This window comes from Variovorax paradoxus (assembly GCF_024734665.1).
Taxonomy (GTDB): Bacteria; Pseudomonadota; Gammaproteobacteria; order Burkholderiales; family Burkholderiaceae_C; genus Variovorax.
Window position 1 is genome coordinate 5,095,410 of sequence record NZ_CP102931.1, and the last position, 16,703, is coordinate 5,112,112.

At 67.5% G+C, this 16,703-nt stretch carries 12 protein-coding genes; 11 read left to right on the plus strand and 1 reads right to left on the minus strand.

Annotated elements, in window-relative coordinates:
- Positions 1–127 precede the first annotated feature (127 nt).
- The 8 genes from NWF24_RS24105 to NWF24_RS24140 all read left to right on the plus strand — a co-directional run bounded on the left by NWF24_RS24105 (position 128) and on the right by NWF24_RS24140 (position 12,604).
- On the plus strand, positions 128–6,109 hold the full coding sequence (locus NWF24_RS24105; protein ID WP_375338486.1) for an alpha-2-macroglobulin family protein: 5,982 nt from the start codon (positions 128–130) through the stop codon (positions 6,107–6,109).
- A 74-nt stretch (positions 6,110–6,183) separates the two neighbouring features.
- Positions 6,184–6,870 carry a hypothetical protein gene (locus NWF24_RS24110; protein ID WP_258350746.1) on the plus strand — a complete coding sequence of 229 codons (687 nt, stop codon included), beginning with the start codon at positions 6,184–6,186 and terminating at the stop codon, positions 6,868–6,870.
- A gap of 109 nt (positions 6,871–6,979) precedes the next feature.
- Positions 6,980–7,348 (plus strand): nuclear transport factor 2 family protein, encoded by a 369-nt coding sequence (locus NWF24_RS24115; RefSeq protein ID WP_093049273.1) that lies wholly within the window; start codon positions 6,980–6,982, stop codon positions 7,346–7,348.
- Between the two features lie 46 nt (positions 7,349–7,394).
- Positions 7,395–8,312 (plus strand): LysR family transcriptional regulator, encoded by a 918-nt coding sequence (locus NWF24_RS24120; RefSeq protein WP_258350748.1) that lies wholly within the window; start codon positions 7,395–7,397, stop codon positions 8,310–8,312.
- Between the two features lie 144 nt (positions 8,313–8,456).
- A complete protein-coding gene (locus tag NWF24_RS24125) occupies positions 8,457–9,137 on the plus strand; it encodes a DUF4286 family protein (RefSeq protein ID WP_258350749.1) in 681 nt (226 codons plus the stop codon).
- Between the two features lie 37 nt (positions 9,138–9,174).
- The gene (locus NWF24_RS24130; RefSeq protein ID WP_258350750.1) at positions 9,175–10,512 is read left to right on the plus strand and encodes an MFS transporter; all 1,338 of its coding nucleotides are present in this window, start codon (positions 9,175–9,177) and stop codon (positions 10,510–10,512) included.
- A complete protein-coding gene (locus tag NWF24_RS24135; protein ID WP_258350751.1) occupies positions 10,512–11,243 on the plus strand; it encodes a DUF2848 domain-containing protein in 732 nt (243 codons plus the stop codon). Before NWF24_RS24130 ends, NWF24_RS24135 begins: the two co-directional genes overlap by 1 nt.
- Positions 11,243–12,604: an amidase gene (locus NWF24_RS24140; protein WP_258350752.1), complete on the plus strand. Its 1,362-nt coding sequence runs from the start codon at positions 11,243–11,245 to the stop codon at positions 12,602–12,604. Before NWF24_RS24135 ends, NWF24_RS24140 begins: the two co-directional genes overlap by 1 nt.
- On the opposite strand, the gene NWF24_RS24145 is transcribed toward NWF24_RS24140, so the two are convergent.
- Positions 12,594–13,502: a LysR substrate-binding domain-containing protein gene (locus NWF24_RS24145; RefSeq protein ID WP_258350753.1), complete on the minus strand. Its 909-nt coding sequence runs from the start codon at positions 13,500–13,502 to the stop codon at positions 12,594–12,596. The genes NWF24_RS24140 and NWF24_RS24145 overlap by 11 nt on opposite strands.
- 185 nt (positions 13,503–13,687) lie before the next feature.
- Here NWF24_RS24145 and NWF24_RS24150 point away from each other — a divergent pair, with 185 nt between their 5' ends.
- From NWF24_RS24150 to NWF24_RS24160, 3 genes are read left to right on the plus strand one after another with little or no spacing between them, the layout of a single operon-like run.
- On the plus strand, positions 13,688–14,752 hold the full coding sequence (locus tag NWF24_RS24150) for an ABC transporter substrate-binding protein (protein ID WP_375338408.1): 1,065 nt from the start codon (positions 13,688–13,690) through the stop codon (positions 14,750–14,752).
- Between the two features lie 7 nt (positions 14,753–14,759).
- Positions 14,760–15,830 carry an ABC transporter ATP-binding protein gene (locus NWF24_RS24155; RefSeq protein WP_093075647.1) on the plus strand — a complete coding sequence of 357 codons (1,071 nt, stop codon included), beginning with the start codon at positions 14,760–14,762 and terminating at the stop codon, positions 15,828–15,830.
- Positions 15,823–16,701, plus strand: coding sequence for an ABC transporter permease (locus NWF24_RS24160; RefSeq protein ID WP_258350754.1), 879 nt, complete (start codon positions 15,823–15,825; stop codon positions 16,699–16,701). The genes NWF24_RS24155 and NWF24_RS24160 overlap by 8 nt, the downstream gene beginning before the upstream one ends.
- Positions 16,702–16,703 lie beyond the last annotated feature (2 nt).

Sequence of the window (16,703 nt, forward strand, 5' to 3'; positions counted from 1 at the left end):
ACGGCCTATGACTGTTGGCACTGCCGAAGCGTCGCGCAAATCGGCTACGCTGCGCGCTGCCTCAAGGTGGAGATACAAAAAAGTGAACCGTTTCCTTCCAACATTGCTCCTGGCCGGTGGCGTCCTCATGGCCGGCCCGGGCTTTGCCCTCCAGATCACCAGCCTCACGCCCCAGGGCGAGGTCGCGCGCGTACGCCAGGTCGTCGCCAAGTTCGACCAGGCCGCCGTCAACTTCGGTGACCCCAAGGCCCCCGCCCCGCTCACGGTGAGCTGCACCGACGCGCAGGCCGCCAAGGGCACCGGCCGCTGGACCGACGCCAAGGCCTGGGTCTACGACTTCGAGAACGACCTGCCGCCCGGCGTGCGCTGCACGGTCACCCGCATTCCCACCTTCAAGCCCGCCAGCGGCGAGCTGACCGGCCCCGAGCGCTACCAGTTCAACACCGGCGGCCCCTTCGTGCGCAACTACATGCCGGGCAGCTACAGCCGCATCGACGAACAGCAGATGTTCATGCTCGAGCTCAACGGCGCGGCCACGCTCGACAGCGTGCGCCAGAACATCTGGTGCGCGGCCGACGGCGTGGGCGAGCGCATTCCCGTCAAGCTGCTCGACGGCGAACAGCGCGCAGGCCTCCTCAAGGCCTTCGGCCGCGACAAGGCGGCCGAGAAAGACCCGCTGCGCTTCGTCACGATGCAGTGCAACCGCACGCTGACGCCCGGCGCCAAGGTGCAGGTCGTCTACGGCAAGGGCGTGGCCACGCCTTCCGGTGTGCCCAACAACGTGGAGCGCCGCCTCGACTTCCAGGTGCGCGAGCCCTTCGCCGTCTCGTTTACCTGCGAGCGAGAGAACGCGCAGGCTGCCTGCCTGCCGCTGCGCCCGATGCAGCTGACGTTCAATGCACCGGTCACGCGCAAGCTAGCCGCGCAGATCCAGCTCAAGGGCGACAAGACCATCAAGGCCAAGCTCGAGAACGAGGGCGGCGCGCAGAGCGACGATGACGTGGTCAACGGCGTGAGCTTCGAGCCGCCGCTGGCCGAGAGCACGCAGTACAGCATCGAGCTGCCCTCGAAGTTCGAAGACGCCTCGGGCCGACCGCTGGCCTCGCCCGGCACCTTCCCGCTGAAGGTGGCGACCGGCATGATGCCGCCGCTCGCAAAGTTCGCCGCCTCGCCCTTCGGCGTGGTCGAGCGACTGGCCGAGCCCGACACCCCGGCCATGATGCCGGTCACCGTGCGCCGCGTGGAGCCGAAGCTGTTGGTGAACGCCCTCACGCCCGGCAAGGTGAGCGACATGAACCCGAAGACCGACGCGGAAATCATCGCGTGGTTCCGCAAGGTGCGCCGCTACGACAGCTTCACCATCTCGCGCGAGCAAGCCCGCAAGGACGTGAAGGGCCCGCTGCCCCCGGTCATCGACAAGGACGACCGCACCACGCTGCAAACGCGCATGCTGTCCCTGCTGGCGGGCCAGCAGGGTGTGAAGGCGCTCGACATGCCCAAGTCGGACGCTGGCGATCCGCGCCCCTTCGAAGTCATCGGCATTCCGCTGACTCCCGGCTTCCACGTGCTTGAAATCGCCTCGCAGAAACTCGGCGAGGCGCTGCTCGACGAGCGCTACAACGCCGGCCGCACGATGTACGTGCGCACCACCGCGCTGGCCACCAACCTGGCCGTGCACTTCAAGCTGGGCCGTGAGAACTCGATGGCCTGGGTGACCACGCTCGACAAGGGCAAGGTCGTGGCGGGCGCCGAAGTGCGCGTGTCCGGCTGCGACGGCAAGGCCGTGGCCAGCGGCACCACCGACGCGAACGGCATCGTCATGCTGAATGGCGTGTCGCCGCAGCCGCCGTCGTGCAACGGCCCGAACGAATACGAAACGGGCGCCTGGTTCGTCAGCGCCCGCGCCAAGGACGACAAGGGCGTGGAAGACCTCGCCTTCACCTGGAGCGACTGGCAGCGCGGCATCGAGCCCTGGCGCTTCAACGTGCCGACCAACATGCAGGCCGAGCCCGACCGCATCGCCCACACCATCTTCGACCGCACGCTGCTGCGCGCCGGCGAAACAGTGTCGATGAAGAGCCTGATCCGCACCCAGACCAACAAGGGCTTCGGCTTGCCGGAGAACCGTCCCGACACCCTCGTCATTACCCACACGGGCAGCGGCCAGCGCTTCACGCAGCCGCTGAACTGGCGCAAGACCGCCACCGGCGGCCTGAGCGCGGAGAACACATTCCCCATTCCGCCCGCGGCCAAGCTCGGCGTGTACGAGGTGATGCTGCGCACCGGCAAAGGCAAGGACGCCAACGGAGAAGGCGAGTCCGACGGCGACGAGGACTACGCCCGCAGCTTCAGCACCGGCATGTTCCGCGTCGAGGAATTCCGCCTGCCCGTGCTCGAAGGCCGCATCACGCCCACCGAGAAGAAGCCGCTGGTCGCAGCCACCAGCGTGCCGACCGACGTGCAGATCAACTACGTGGCCGGTGGCGGCGCCGCCAACCTGCCGGTGCGCGTGTCGGCCATGGTGCGCGGCAAGGCCCTGAGCTTCTCCGACTACGACGCCTTCAGCTTCAACCCGCCGCGCGCTACGCAGGGCGACGGCACCGAGGCCGCCACCCCGGCCGCGGACACGAGCGCCGGCGAGGAAGACCTCAACAGCGTGAACGACACCCGCGTGATCGCCGACAAGCTGCCGCTCACGCTGAACAAGGACGGCGGCGGCAAGGTCACGATCGACAAGGTGCCCAAGGTCAAGGCCGCGCGCGAGCTGCTGCTCGAAGCCACGTACGCCGACCCGAACGGCGAGGTGCAGACCATCCGCAGCACGCAGACGCTGTGGCCCGCATCCGTCATCGCCGGCATCAAGACCGAGGGCTGGGTTTCCACTGCCCAGAAGCTGAAGTTCCAGGCGCTCGCACTCGACCTCGCGGGCAAGCCCCAAGCCAACGTGACGCTCAACGTGCGTGCCGTGGCGCGCATCACCACCACCAGCCGCAAGCGCATGGTGGGCGGCTTCTACACCTACGACAACAAGACCGAGACCAAGGACATCGGCACCGTCTGCAGCGGCAAGAGCGACGCGCGCGGCCTGCTGCTGTGCGAGTCTGAGCTGAAGGAAGCCGGCGAAGTCGAACTCATCGCCAGCGCCACCGACAGCGAAGGCCGCGACGCCAAGGCCGTGAGCTCCGTCTACGTGACGAAGCAGGGCGAGCTCTGGTTCGGCGGCGAAGACAACGACCGCATCGACGTGCTGCCCGAGAAGAAGAGCTACCAGCCCGGCGAGGTCGCCAAGTTCCAGGTGCGCAGCCCCTTCCGCTTTGCTACCGCGCTGGTCGCGGTGGAACGCGAAGGCATCATCGAGACGCACGTGGTGCAGCTCGACGGCAAGGACCCAACCGTCACTCTGCAGGTCAAGCCCGAGTGGGGGCCGAACGCCTACGTGAGCGTGCTCGCCCTGCGCGGCCGCCTGCGCGAAGTGCCGTGGTACAGCTTCTTCACCTGGGGCTTCAAGTCGCCGCGCGAGTGGTGGACGGCCTTCTGGTACGAAGGCAAGGAATACGTGGCGCCGACCGCCATGGTCGACCTGAGCAAGCCCGCCTACCGCCTCGGCATGGCCGAGATTCGCGTCGGCACGCGCGCCCATCAGCTCGACGTGACCGTCACCAGCGACAAGCCCAGCTACCCGATCCGCAGCAAAGCGCAGGTCACCATCAGCGCCAAGCTGCCCGACGGCAAGCCGGCGGCAGGCGCCGAAGTGGCGCTGGCCGCAGTCGACCAGGCCCTGCTGGAGCTGATGCCCAACGACAGCTGGAACCTGCTCAACGCCATGCTGCAGCGCCGCAGCTGGGGCGTGAGCACCTCTACCGCGCAGATGGAAATCGTCGGCCGGCGCCACTACGGGCGCAAGGCCGTGCCCGCGGGCGGCGGCGGCGGCAAGGGCCAGACGCGCGAACTGCTCGACACCCTGCTCGTGTGGAACCCGAAGGTGGTGCTCGATGCCAACGGCCAGGCCGTGGTGACGGTGCCGCTGAACGACGCGCTCACCACCTTCAAGATCGTGGCGGTGGCCGATTCAGGCACCAGCCTGTTCGGCACCGGCCAGGCCAGCATCCAGGCCACACAAGATCTGCAGATCATCAGCGGCCTGCCGCCGCTGGTGCGCGAGGACGACCAGTTCCGCGCGCAGATCACGCTGCGCAACACCACGCAGAAGCCGATGAAGGTCGAGGCCACGCCGCGCGCCACCCTGCTCACGCTGGAGCCGCAGACCGTGGACATTCCGGCCGGCGAGGCGCGTGAAGTGGCCTGGACCGTGACCGCGCCCGCACAGCTCGCGCAGACGCGCGCCGAAGCCATCCTGTGGGAGATCGAAGCGAAAGACACCATCGGCGGCGCGCAAGGTGCGAGAGATGCGCTCAAGGTGCGCCAGCGCATCGTGCCTTCGGTGCCGCTCACGGTGCAGCAGGCCACGCTGTTGCAGGTTGATGGACCATTCACGCTAGACGTGGCCCCGCCCGCCGACGCCCTCCCCGGCCGCGGCGGCCTCAAGCTGTCTCTGCAGCCCAAGCTGGCCGAAGGCCTGCCGGGCGTGCGGGACTGGTTTGCGAACTACCCCTTCATCTGCCTCGAACAGAAGACCAGCAAGTCGGTCGGCCTGCGCGACGCGAAGATGTGGCAGGGCGTGCTGGCCCAGTTGCCGACTTACCTCGACAGCGACGGCCTGGCCAACTACTTCCCGCCGCGCGACGGCGAGGCCAACCGCGGCAGCGACATCCTCACTTCGTACCTGCTCGCGGCGACGAACGAGGCTGCGCAGCTCAACCCGGCCTTTGCGCTGGCAGACGACGTGCGCGCGCCGATGGAGTCGGGCCTGATCGCCTTCGTCGAAGGCCGCATCACGCGCGAGTTCTGGAGCCCGCGCAAGGACCTCGACGTGCGCAAGCTCGCCGCGCTCGAAGCGCTCTCGCGCTACGGCAAGGCAAAGGGCAGCATGCTCGGCAGCATCACCATCGCGCCGAACCAGTGGCCCACCAGCGCGGTGATCGACTGGCTCAACATCCTCAAGCGCGTGAACGACGTGCCGCAGCGCCAGCAACGCCTGGACGAAGCCAACAACGTGCTGAAGGCGCGCCTGTCGTACCAGGGCACCAAGCTGATCTTCAGCACCGAGCAGGACGACTACTGGTGGTGGCTGATGACCAACGGCGACGTCAACACCGCCCGCCTGCTGCTCAGCGTGATGGACGACCCGGGCTGGAAAGACGACATCGGCAAGCTGGCCAACGGCTTCATCGGCCGTCAGCAGAACGGCGCATGGCACACCACCACCGCCAACCTGTGGGGCGGACTGGCGCTGGAGAAATTCAGCAAGGTGTTCGAAAGCACGCCGGTGGCAGGCGTCACGGCCGCAACGCTCGGCGCCGTCAAGGCCCAGGTCAACTGGAGCCAGGTCGAACGCGTGAAGACCAGCGACCCGGCCGGCGCACCGAACCAGACCACCTTCTTCGGCGCGCCCGCATCGCCGGGCAACCTGAAGAACAACACGATGTTCCTGCCGTGGGCTGCATCGCCGTCGGGCGCACCGGTGCGCGACACGCTGCTGGTAACGCAGCAGGGCACCGGCAAGCCGTGGCTCACGCTGCAGTCGATTGCCGCCGTGCAGCTGAAGGCGCCGTTCGCGGCCGGCTACGCCATCAAGAAGACCATCACGCCGGTCGAGCAGGCCACTGCCGGCAAGTACACGCGCGGCGACGTGCTGCGCGTAACGCTGGAGGTGAACGCCAGCGCCGACATGACCTGGGTCGTCATCAGCGACCCGATTCCTGGCGGCGCCACCATCCTCGGCGGCGGCCTCGGCCGCGACTCGCAGATCGCCACCCAGGGCGAGAAGAAGTCGGGCGCCGGCTGGGCGGCCTTCGAAGAACGCAGCTTCGAAGCCTTCCGCAGCTACTACGAGTACCTGCCCAAGGGCGTGGTGAAGATGGAATACACCGTGCGCCTGAACAACGTCGGCGACTTCGCTCTGCCCCCGAGCCGCGTCGAGGCGATGTATGCGCCGGAGATGTTCGGCGAGGCGCCGAATGCGCGGGTGAAGGTGGAGGCGGCGAAGTAACAATTTAGCGGTCATCGCTTCTTCACCGGCGGTCGTCACCATCGCGGCGAACCAACAACCTGGAGGAAAAGATCATGGGTCTGGCTGTCTGTGTCGGCATGCTCGCCGAATTGCTTGAGGACGATCCCGAAAGCGCCGAGGGCTTCGAGGAGGAACTGGCCGAAGCCAACCGCGTGCTGGCCGCCGCGGGGCTTCCCCAGCACACGGAGCCGCGCGAGCCGCTGGAGCTCGACTCGCGCGCTTCGATCGACGGCTTCCCGTACTCCTTCATCCACTACCTGCGCCGCGCCTACGCCCACCGCCTGCTTGCGCCCGACTGGGTGGCAACACCGCTGCCGGACGACGTCGATCCCACGGCGGACCCGAAGATCCAGGCCCTGCTCGACGGCTCGGCGAGCCACCTGCTGTGCCATTCGGATGCAGAAGGCTTCTACGTTCCTGTCGATTTCAAGGATGTGCTGTTCGACGGAGATGACAGCTGCGAGGAGGACGGCGAAGACGAGGAGGGTGAAGAAGAGGAAACCGGCCTTCCTGGCGGGATGCTCGGCTCGTCCTACCGCCTGCTCGAAGAACTCGTGTTCGTGGCCCCGGCCCTGGGTATCCACCTCGACAACGGCAAGCTCTCGGACGAGGAAGCGGAACGCATCGACGCGCTGATCGAGGAAGACGGTGGCCTGTATCGGGAATACGTGTCGTGGCTGCTGCTGTACGAATCTGCTCGGCTGAGCATTGCGCACAAGACGGCGATTGTTTTCTGCTGAGGCCGTCACTGAACCCCGGCTGACCGCGACACAGGCAGTGTTGAACGCCCTCTGACGCGCCCATCGGCCTAAACTGCCTTCCCACTCCCCCCTTCCTCAGGAGACAACCATGACCACGCTCGAAATCGCGAACAAGCTCGTCGCGCTGTGCAGAGAAGGAAAGTTCGAGGACGCGAAATCGCTCTACGCCGATGACGCAGTGAGCGTCGAGGCGGGCGCCCCGCCCGGCCAGCAGCGCGAGGCTGTCGGCCTGGCAGCCATCGAGGCCAAGGGCAAGTGGTGGAGCGACAACCACGAAGTGCATTCGTTCAAGATCACCGGCCCCTGGCCGCATGACGACCGCTTCATCGTCGGCTTCGATTTCGACGTGACCATGAAGCCCACGGGCCAGCGCTTCCAGATGGAAGAAGCAGGCCTCTACACCGTGAAGGACGGGGCCATCGTGCGAGAAGAGTTCTTCTATTCGATGGGCGGCTGAGGCGCCCCGGGGCACGAACACCGGCAAAATGCCCGCAGGTGCCCCCATGAACACACGATTTGTAGAAGCCTTTCTCTGGGCCGCACGGCTCGGCAGCTTCCGCGCGGCGAGCGACCGGCTCCACATCACGCAGGCGGCGGTGTCCAACCGCGTGGCCTCCCTCGAAGAAGACATCGGCGCGCGCCTGTTCGAACGCGATGCACGCGAGTTGCGGCTCACGCCGGTGGGCGTGCGGCTGATGGACTACGGCGAGCGGCTGCTCGAGCTGCGCCGCGAGATCGTCTCGCTTGGCCGTCCGCGCGGCGACATCCTAGGCCTGGTGCGCATCGGCGCCATCGAGACCGTCGTCCACACGTGGCTGCTGGGCTTTCTCACCAACCTGCGCTCCACCTACCCGGGCATCGAGGTGCAGCTGACCTCCGAGACCACGCTGGCCCTGCACCGCGGCCTGCGCGAGGGCGCGCTAGACATCGCGCTGCAGACCGACCACATCGCCGGCGCCGGCATCGTGAGCACGCCCTGCCTGCCGATGCCCATGGGCTGGGTCGGGCCGCCCGGCGCCGAGCCCACGCAGACGGTCGAGCAGTTGCTGCGCCAGCCCGTGCTCACGATGAGCCCCGGCTCGCAGCCGCACGAAGCGCTGAAGAACCTGTTTCGCGCGGCGGGCATTCCGCTGGGCAAGGTGCACTGCGTGAGCTCGATCTCTGCGCTGGCACGGCTGGTGAAGGCGGGCTTCGGCAACGCGATGGTGCCGCTGCCGCCCTGTTATGAATACGTGGCCATCGGCGACGTGCGGATCATCGAGTGCGATGCGCTCATCTCGCCGCAGCGCATCGTGGTGAGCCACCTAGAAGCCGCCGACTCCGATGCCATCCGGCTCGTGGCCGAGCTGGCGTGCCGGGCTTCCGACCAGTTCACCACGTCGGCAATCGCACCAACCTGGAGCGCATCGGCAGAGGGTTAACCCTCAAAACAGCGCATTTCAGCCCCGAAAAGGGGCCAGTAATTCTTGTGGCTGCAGCCCAGAAAAACTCGTTTGTGACAGTTCGACCCCGCGACGGAAGATCGCGCCTTCATTTTTCGAAGGCCCGCCTGCTCTTCCGCCGCCATGAACACACCTGACCTTTCTTTCCCCGCAGCGAACGCGAACGGCCTGCTGTTCGTCGCTTCGGATGTCGAGCCGGCCGACGATGCCGACTTCAACCGCTGGTACGACCAGGAGCACGTCGAAGAACGCGTGCGCATCCCCGGCTTTCTCTCGGGCGCGCGCTACTTCTCGCTCGAGGGCGGCCGCAAGTACCTCGGGCTGTACCGCACCGAATCGCTGGCGGTGTTCGGTTCGCCCGGCTACCGCGCCGCGTTCGAGAAGCAGACGCCGTGGTCCATCGCCAACCTCGACCGCATGCGCCAGCCGATCCGTCGCGTCTGCGCCGTGCGCGCCGTCACTGGCTTCGGCAGCGGCAGCCACGTGGTCGTGCTGCCCCTGCCGGTGGCCGCCGATGCCGAAGCGCTGGTGGCAAGCGCCGCCCGCACCGGCCTTCAGCTGAAGAAAGAGCAGGCAGGCTTCGTGCAGTCATACCTGCTCGTACCCGACACCGCGCTCAGCACGCCGCTGCCGCGCGAATCCACCGAAGGCCGCGTGCTGCAGCCGCTGCTGGTGATCGAGACCAGCAGCGCAGATGCCGCGCGCACCGCCCGCGCCACGGCCGCCACCGCCTTCGATGCCGATCCCGCCACCGGCTGGCTGCTCGCTCTCGGCTGGAAGCTGAGCGCGGCCGAGCTGGGCTGACCCGACTTCCATCTCTTTCCTGAACAAAGGTATTTCAATGACCGAACATGTTCTCCCCGCTGCGACCACCGCAGCCACGCCGCCCACACCCGGTTCCAGTTCCGGGTCCGCGAAGATGGGCCGCCTGGCCATGGCCAGCTCCATCGGCACCACGCTGGAGTGGTACGACTTCACCGTCTACAACATCATGGCCGCGCTGGTCTTCAACGCGGTGTTCTTCCCGTCGTTCGACCCGCTCACCGGCACCATCCTCGCGTTCTCGACCTATGCGGTCGGCTACATCTCGCGCCCGCTGGGCGGCATGGTGTTCGGCCACCTCGGCGACCGGCTGGGCCGGCGCTTCGTGCTGGTGGCCACGCTGGTCATCATGGGTGTGTCCACGGGCCTGATGGGCCTGCTGCCCACCTATGCAACGTGGGGCATCTGGGCGCCGGTGGCACTGGTGGCGCTGCGCTTCGTGCAGGGCGTGGCGCTCGGCGGCGAATGGGCCGGCGCGGTGCTGCTGTCGATGGAGCACGGCAAGCCCGACGAGCGCGGCCGCAATGCCTCGTTCACGCAGGTCGGCCCGTCGTGCGGCACGCTGATCGGCACCGGCTTCATCGCCATCGTGTCGGCCTGGCTGAGCCCGGAAGAGTTCCAGGCCTGGGGCTGGCGCCTGCCGCTGATCTCCAGCGTCGCGCTGGTGCTGTTCGGCCTGTGGCTGCGCCGCGGTGTGGACGAGACGCCCGTGTTCCGCGAGATGGAAGAGAAGAAGGCCACCGCCAAGACCCCCATCAAGGAAGTGTTCACCCAGCACTGGCGCAGCCTGCTGGTGGCCGGCGGCTCGCGCATCGGCTCCGACGTGCTGTACGCGCTGGTGGTGGTGTTCACGCTGACCTACGTGACGACGGTGCTGCACCTGTCGCGGCCGCTGGCGCTCACCGCAACGATGATCGGCGCGGCCTGCAACGCGATTGCGGTGCCGTGGTTCGGCAGCCTGTCTGACCGCATCGGCCGCCGGCCGGTCTACATTGCCGGCGCGCTGCTGGGCATGGTGTGGGCCTTCGTGTTCTTCGTGCTGATGGACAGCGCGCAACCGGTCGCCATCTGCGCGGCGGTGGTGGTGGGCCTCTTGATCCACGCAATGATGTACGGCCCGCAGGCCGCCTTCGTGACCGAGCAGTTCCCCGGCCGCGTGCGCTATGCAGGCGCCTCGCTGGCCTACACGCTGGCCGGCATCGTAGGCGGCGGCTTTGCGCCGCTGATCATCGCGAGCCTGTTCAAGTCGTGGGGCACCACGGTAGCCGTGTCGCTGTACGTGGTGGCCGCGCTGGGCCTGACGCTGATCGCCCTCGTGGTGGCCCGCGAAACCGCCAAGCGCCCGCTGGAGAACTGATGACGACGAACATGCATCATTCCCTGCGCTTCGCCTGCGAGAGCATTTCCGAAGACGGCACGCGCTCCACCGCCCTGCACAGCGTCGCGCCCCGCGCGTTGGTGGTGGCGGGCTGGACAGGCCGCGACATCGCGGCCATCGAGCACCACATCGAAGAACTGGCGGAGCTCGGCGTGCCGCGCCCTTCGAGCGTGCCGCTGTACTACCGCGTCGCGGCCCAGCTGTTGACGCAATCGCCAGCCATCGAGGCGCTGGGTGACCAGAGCTCCGGCGAGGCCGAGCCCGTGTTCTTCTTCTCGCAGGGCGAGTGGTGGCTGAGCGTGGCCTCTGACCACACCGACCGGCATGTAGAGAGCTACTCGGTTGCCGTGTCGAAGCAGATGTGCGCCAAGCCCGTTGCCGAGACCGCATGGCGCTGGCGCGACGTGCAGGCGCACCAGGACACACTCGAGCTGCGCTCGCGCATCTTCGAGGACGGCCGCTGGACCGACTACCAGCGCGGCACGCTCGCATCGATCCGACCGCTGGCCGCACTGCGCGACGGCATGCCCGGCGCCGGCAGCGCACCCGAAGGCCTGTTCATGACCTGCGGCACGCTGGGCGCACTGCCCAACGCGAAGGGCGAAGGCATCCGGCCCGCCGGGCAGATGGAAATCGAACTGCACGACCCGAAGCTGCGGCGCCGCATCGTGCATCGCTATGCGGTGGAAGCACTGCCGGTGGTGGCGTGATGAAGAGCAGTTTCACCATCGCAGCCCTGCGCGAACGCATCGCGCGCGGCGAGCTTTCGCACGAGGCGCTGATCGAACAGGTGCTCGAAGCGGCCACGCAACCCGCCGCCGAGCACGTCTTCACGCGGCTCTACGCCGATGCGGCTCGCGCCGCAGCGCGCCATGCCGATGCCGCGCAAAAGGCCGGCGTCGAACTCGGCCCACTCGCCGGCCTGCCCGTGTCGGTCAAGGACCTCTACGACGTGGCCGGCGAGACCACCATGGCCGGCTCTGCCGTCTGCGCAGGCGAGCCGCCGGCCACGCACGATGCAGTCGCCGTGACGCGGCTGCGCACGCAAGGCGCTGCCATCGTCGGCAAGACCAACATGACCGAGTTCGCGTTCTCGGGCGTGGGCATCAACCCGCACTACGGCACGCCGCGCAATCCGGCCGACGCGGCCACGGCGCGCATTCCGGGCGGTTCGTCGTCGGGCGCTGCGGTGTCGGTGGCGCTCGGCCTCGCTGTCGCGGGGCTGGGCTCGGACACGGGCGGCTCCATCCGCATTCCCGCCGCGCTGTGCGGACTCGTGGGCTTCAAGAGCACGCAGTCGCGCGTGCCGCGCACGGGTGCCTTCGAACTGGCGCGCTCGCTAGACACGGTCTGCGCCATGGCCCGCAGCGTGGAAGACTGCCTCATCGCCGACGCAGCCATTGCCGATGCACCGCTCGCGGTGCGCCGTCGCCCGCTGCAGGGCATTCGCCTTGCCGTGCCGCGCACGATGATGTTCGACGACATCGAGCCCGCCGTGGCGCGCGCCTTCGACCGCGCGCTGCAGGCCCTCTCGGCCGCTGGCGCGCAGATCGTGGACATCACGCTGGCCGAACTCGCCGAGATCGCGACCGTCAACGCGCCCGGCGGCTTCTCGCCGGTCGAGGCCTCTGCGGTGCACCGCGAGCGCTTCGCCGCAAAGCGCAGCGGCTTCGATTCGCGCGTGGCCGCCCGCATCGCGCTCGGCACTGAAGTGCGCGCCGCCGACTACATCGCCATGCAGGACCGCCGGCGCGACTGGATCGGCCGCGTCGAGCGCGCCATCGAAGGCTTCGACGCCCTCGTGTGCCCGACCGTGCCGATCGTCGCGCCGCCCATTGCGGCGCTGGCGGAAGACGCGGCCTTCTTCAAGGCCAACGGCCTGCTGCTGCGCAACACCTTTGCGATCAACCTGCTCGACGGCTGCGCCTTCAGCCTGCCCTGCCATGCACCGGGCGAACTGCCGGTGGGGCTGATGCTGGCCTCGGTGCGCGACGACGACGCGCGGCTCGCGGCGGTGGCGCTGGCCGTGGAGGCTGCGCTACCCGAGTCTGGGACAAAAATCAGGGGCTGACGAATCTCGGGTCGAGTTGCGCCACGGCGAACTTGCGCACGTGATCGACGAAGGCGCTCACCAGCAATGACGAGCTCCGCCGCACCGGCGTGAGCACGGAAAAATCCGTCACCATTTCCGGCTCGAAGGGCAGGAAGCTCAGGCCCTGGCCAGCGTGCTCCAGCGCGGTGATCGGGTCCACCAGCGACACGCCGAGGCCGGCAGCCACCATGGCGCAAACGCCGGCCGACACCTGTGTCTCGACCTGCAGCTTGCGCTCGATGCCGTAGGACGCAAAGAGCGCGTCGACGTGCAGCCGCGATTCGATCACATGCGGATGCGAGACGAAGTGCTCGCCGGCCAGGTCCGGAGGGCGGATCACCTTTTTCTTCGCGAGCCGGTGATCGCTGCGCATCACGCAGACCATCCGGGTCGCGATCAGCCGCTCACCGTGCGTGCTCGAATGGCTTACCGGCAGGATGACGAATCCGACGTCGCAGCGCTCGCCCACCACCAGGTCCACCACCGTGCGCGAGGAATGGTTGGCGAGCGACACCCGGATGTCGTTGTGCTCGACCAGGAAGCCCGCAATTGCGCGCGGCAAGAAAGACAGCGCCAATGCCGGCGCGGCGGCAATGCGCAGCGCGCCGCGCTGCAGCGACCGGATCTCCTCGGCGGTTCGCGCAATGCGCTCCATGCCGAGCAGCGAGCGCTCGACCTCCTCGTTCAGCGCCTCGGCCTCCGCGGTGGGTTGCAGGCGCCCCCGCACACGCAGGAAAAGCGGGAAGCCCACGCTTTCCTCCAGGTCGGCAATCAGCCGCGTGACGGCAGGCTGCGACACGTGCAGCGACTCGGCCGCGCGTGTCACGGTTTGCCACAGCATCACGGCGCGAAAGGCCTCCAATTGACGAATCTTCATGTCTGGCACTCCATACATGAATGTTATGGCCTTCCGAAAAAAAACGATTGTTCAGCGAACGAACGCATCGTTAATCTGCGTTCTTCGAGTGAAACGAACTGCGGAACCCATTCTGGTGCGCCATAAGAGAAACGCATCACGATAGGGAAAACCCGGACTTTTTGGTGCGCAACAAAGGAAATCCCATGATGCTTCGTCCCGTTTCCGCGGCCGTGAATGCGGCGCTGTCCACCGTGCTGGCCTTCTGCGCCCTGACCGCGGCCACCACCGCATCGGCCCAGCAGCCGACCACGCTCTATGTCGGCTCCTACGGCGGCTCGACCGAGAAGGCCTTCAAGGAGAAGCTGATCCCCGCGTTCGAGGCCAAGCACAACGCCAGGATCGTCTACGTGTCGGGCAACTCAACCGACACACTGGCCAAGCTGCAGGCGCAAAAGGGCAAGCAGGAACTCAACGTCGTGCTGCTCGACGACGGCCCGATGTACCAGGCTGTGCAGTTCGGCTTCTGCGACAAGCTGGGCAACCAGCCGGTGCTGAAAGACCTGTACCCCGTCGCACGCATGACCGACAGCGCAGTCGGCGTGGGCATCGTCGCCGCCGGCATCGCCTACAACACCGAAGCCTTCAAGAAGGCGAACCTGCCTCCGCCGGATTCGTGGGAGGTGCTCACCGACAAGCGCTTCAAGCAGAAGGTCGCGATCCCGCCGATCAGCAACACCTACGGCCTGCAGACGCTGCTGACCTTCGCCAAGCTGCGCAAGGGCGGCGACAAGAACATCGACCCGGGCTTCACGGCAATGGCGCGCGAAGTCGGGCCCAACGTGCTGGCGTGGGAACCGTCGCCGGGCAAGATGACCGAGCTGTTCCAGAACAACGACATCATGCTGGCCGTGTGGGGCAGCGGCCGCGTGCAGGCGCTGAAGGACACGGGCTTCCCGGTGCAGTTCGTGATTCCGAAGGAAGGCGCGCCGGCCCTGCTGATAGCTGCCTGCCCGGTGGCGCAGAACACGGCCCCGGCGCTCTCGCAGGCCTTCGTCAACTACCTGCTGACGCCTGAAGTGCAGGCCATCCTCGCCGACACGCAGGGCTGGGGCCCGGCCAACTCGACCACCAAGCTGGCACCGGCGGTCGCGGCCAAGGTGCCGTACGGCAAGGAGCAGATGGACAAGCTGCTGCCCACCGACTGGACGCTGGTCAACGAGAAGCGCGCCGAGTGGACCAACCGCTGGAACCGCACCGTCGAACGCTGAGCAGCGCATGACCTTCCTTCAACTCGATCAACTCGGCAAGACCTTCGGCGACTTCCGCGCCGTGGAGAGCCTGAGCCTGGACGTCGAGCGCGGCGAGTTCATCTCGCTGCTCGGCCCCTCGGGCTGCGGCAAGACCACCACCCTGCAGATGGTGGCGGGCTTCGTCGAGCCGACGCGCGGACGCATCCGCCTGAACGGCGCCGACATCACGGCCATGCGGCCGGAGAAGCGCGGCATGGGCGTGGTGTTCCAGAGCTACGCGCTGTTTCCGCACATGACCGTGGCCGACAACATCGGCTTCGGCCTCGAGATGCGCGGCATGCGGGGCGCCGAGAAGTTGAAACGCATCGACGAGACGCTCGAGCTCGTGCGGCTGCCGGGCCTGGGCAAGCGCTACCCGAAGGAACTCTCGGGCGGCCAGCGGCAACGCGTTGCCATCGCCCGTGCGCTGGCGGTACGCCCCGAGGTGCTGCTGCTCGACGAGCCGATGTCGAACCTCGACGCGAAGCTGCGCGAGGACATGCACGTCGAGCTGCGCGGCATCCAGCGGCACCTTGGCATCACCACGATCCTGGTCACGCACGACCAGGTCGAGGCCATGACCATGAGCGACCGCATCGCGGTCATGCACGGCGGGCGCATCGTGCAGCTCGCCACACCGTACGAGGCGTACGAGCGGCCTGAATCCGCGTTCGCCTCGTCCTTCCTCGGCAAGACGAACGTGCTGAAGGGTGTCGTCGAAGCCCGCAACATGCGCTGCTGCGAAGTGCGTGTCGGCGATTCGCTGCTGCACGTGCCGCATCAGGAAAAGCCGCTTGCGCGCGAGGTCAACGTCTACGTGAGGCCCGAGAAGGTGAAGCTTGCGCCGGCCTCGGCCGCGAACGGCATTCCGGCCACCATCCGCACGAGGCTCTTCCTGGGCAACCACTGGCTGGTCGAGGTCGACAGCGCGCTCGGGCCGATGCGCGTAAGCCATCCCAACATCGGCGCGGTGCCACCGGCCGAAGGCGAAGCCGTCGCGCTGCACTGGCTGGACGACGACCTGCGCCTGCTCGACACGGAGGCCGCGAATGGCTGAGGCAGCCTCCGGGCCGCGCGCGGGTTCTGCGCCCTGGTTCCTCAGCGCGCCCGCGCTGCTGCTGTTTCTCGGGCTGCTGGTGATTCCGCTCGCGCTCACCGCGGTGTTGTCATTCCATTCGTTCGACGGCACGCGCGGTGTGCTGCCGGACTTCACTGCTCGCAACTACCTCGAGGTTTTCTCGGACCCGTACTACTACGAGATCTTCCTGCGCACGGCCGGCCTGGCGCTCGCGGTCACGCTGCTGTCGGTGTTGTTCGGCGTGCCGGAAACCATCATCCTGTCGCGCATGAAGGCGCCGTGGCGGGGCATCTTCCTGATCGTCATTCTTGGGCCGCTGCTGGTCTCGGTCGTGGTCCGCACGCTGGGCTGGGCCATCCTCATGGGCAACAACGGGCTCATCAATGCGGGGCTGAAGGCGCTCGGCCTCACGGACGAACCGGTGCGCCTGCTGTTCACGATGACCGGGGTGGTCATCGCGCTCACGCACGTGCTGATGCCGTTCATGGTGATCTCGGTGTGGGCCTCGCTGCAGAAGCTCGATCCGCAGGTCGAGAACGCAGGGCTCTCCTTCGGCGCGGCGCCTTTCACGGTGTTTCGCCGGGTCATCCTGCCGCAGATCCTGCCAGGCATCCTGTCGGGCGGGATCATCGTGTTCGCGCTGGCGGCCTCGGCCTTCGCCACGCCGGCCATTCTTGGCGGGCGCCGGCTCAAGGTGGTGGCCACGGCCGCGTACGACGAGTTCCTGAGCACGCTGAACTGGCCGCTGGGCGCATCGATCGCGATCCTGCTCCTGGTGGCCAACGTCATCGTCATCGCCGGCTTCAACCGCTGGCTCGAGCGGCGCTACGCGCAGGTCTTCGAAGGCTGAGA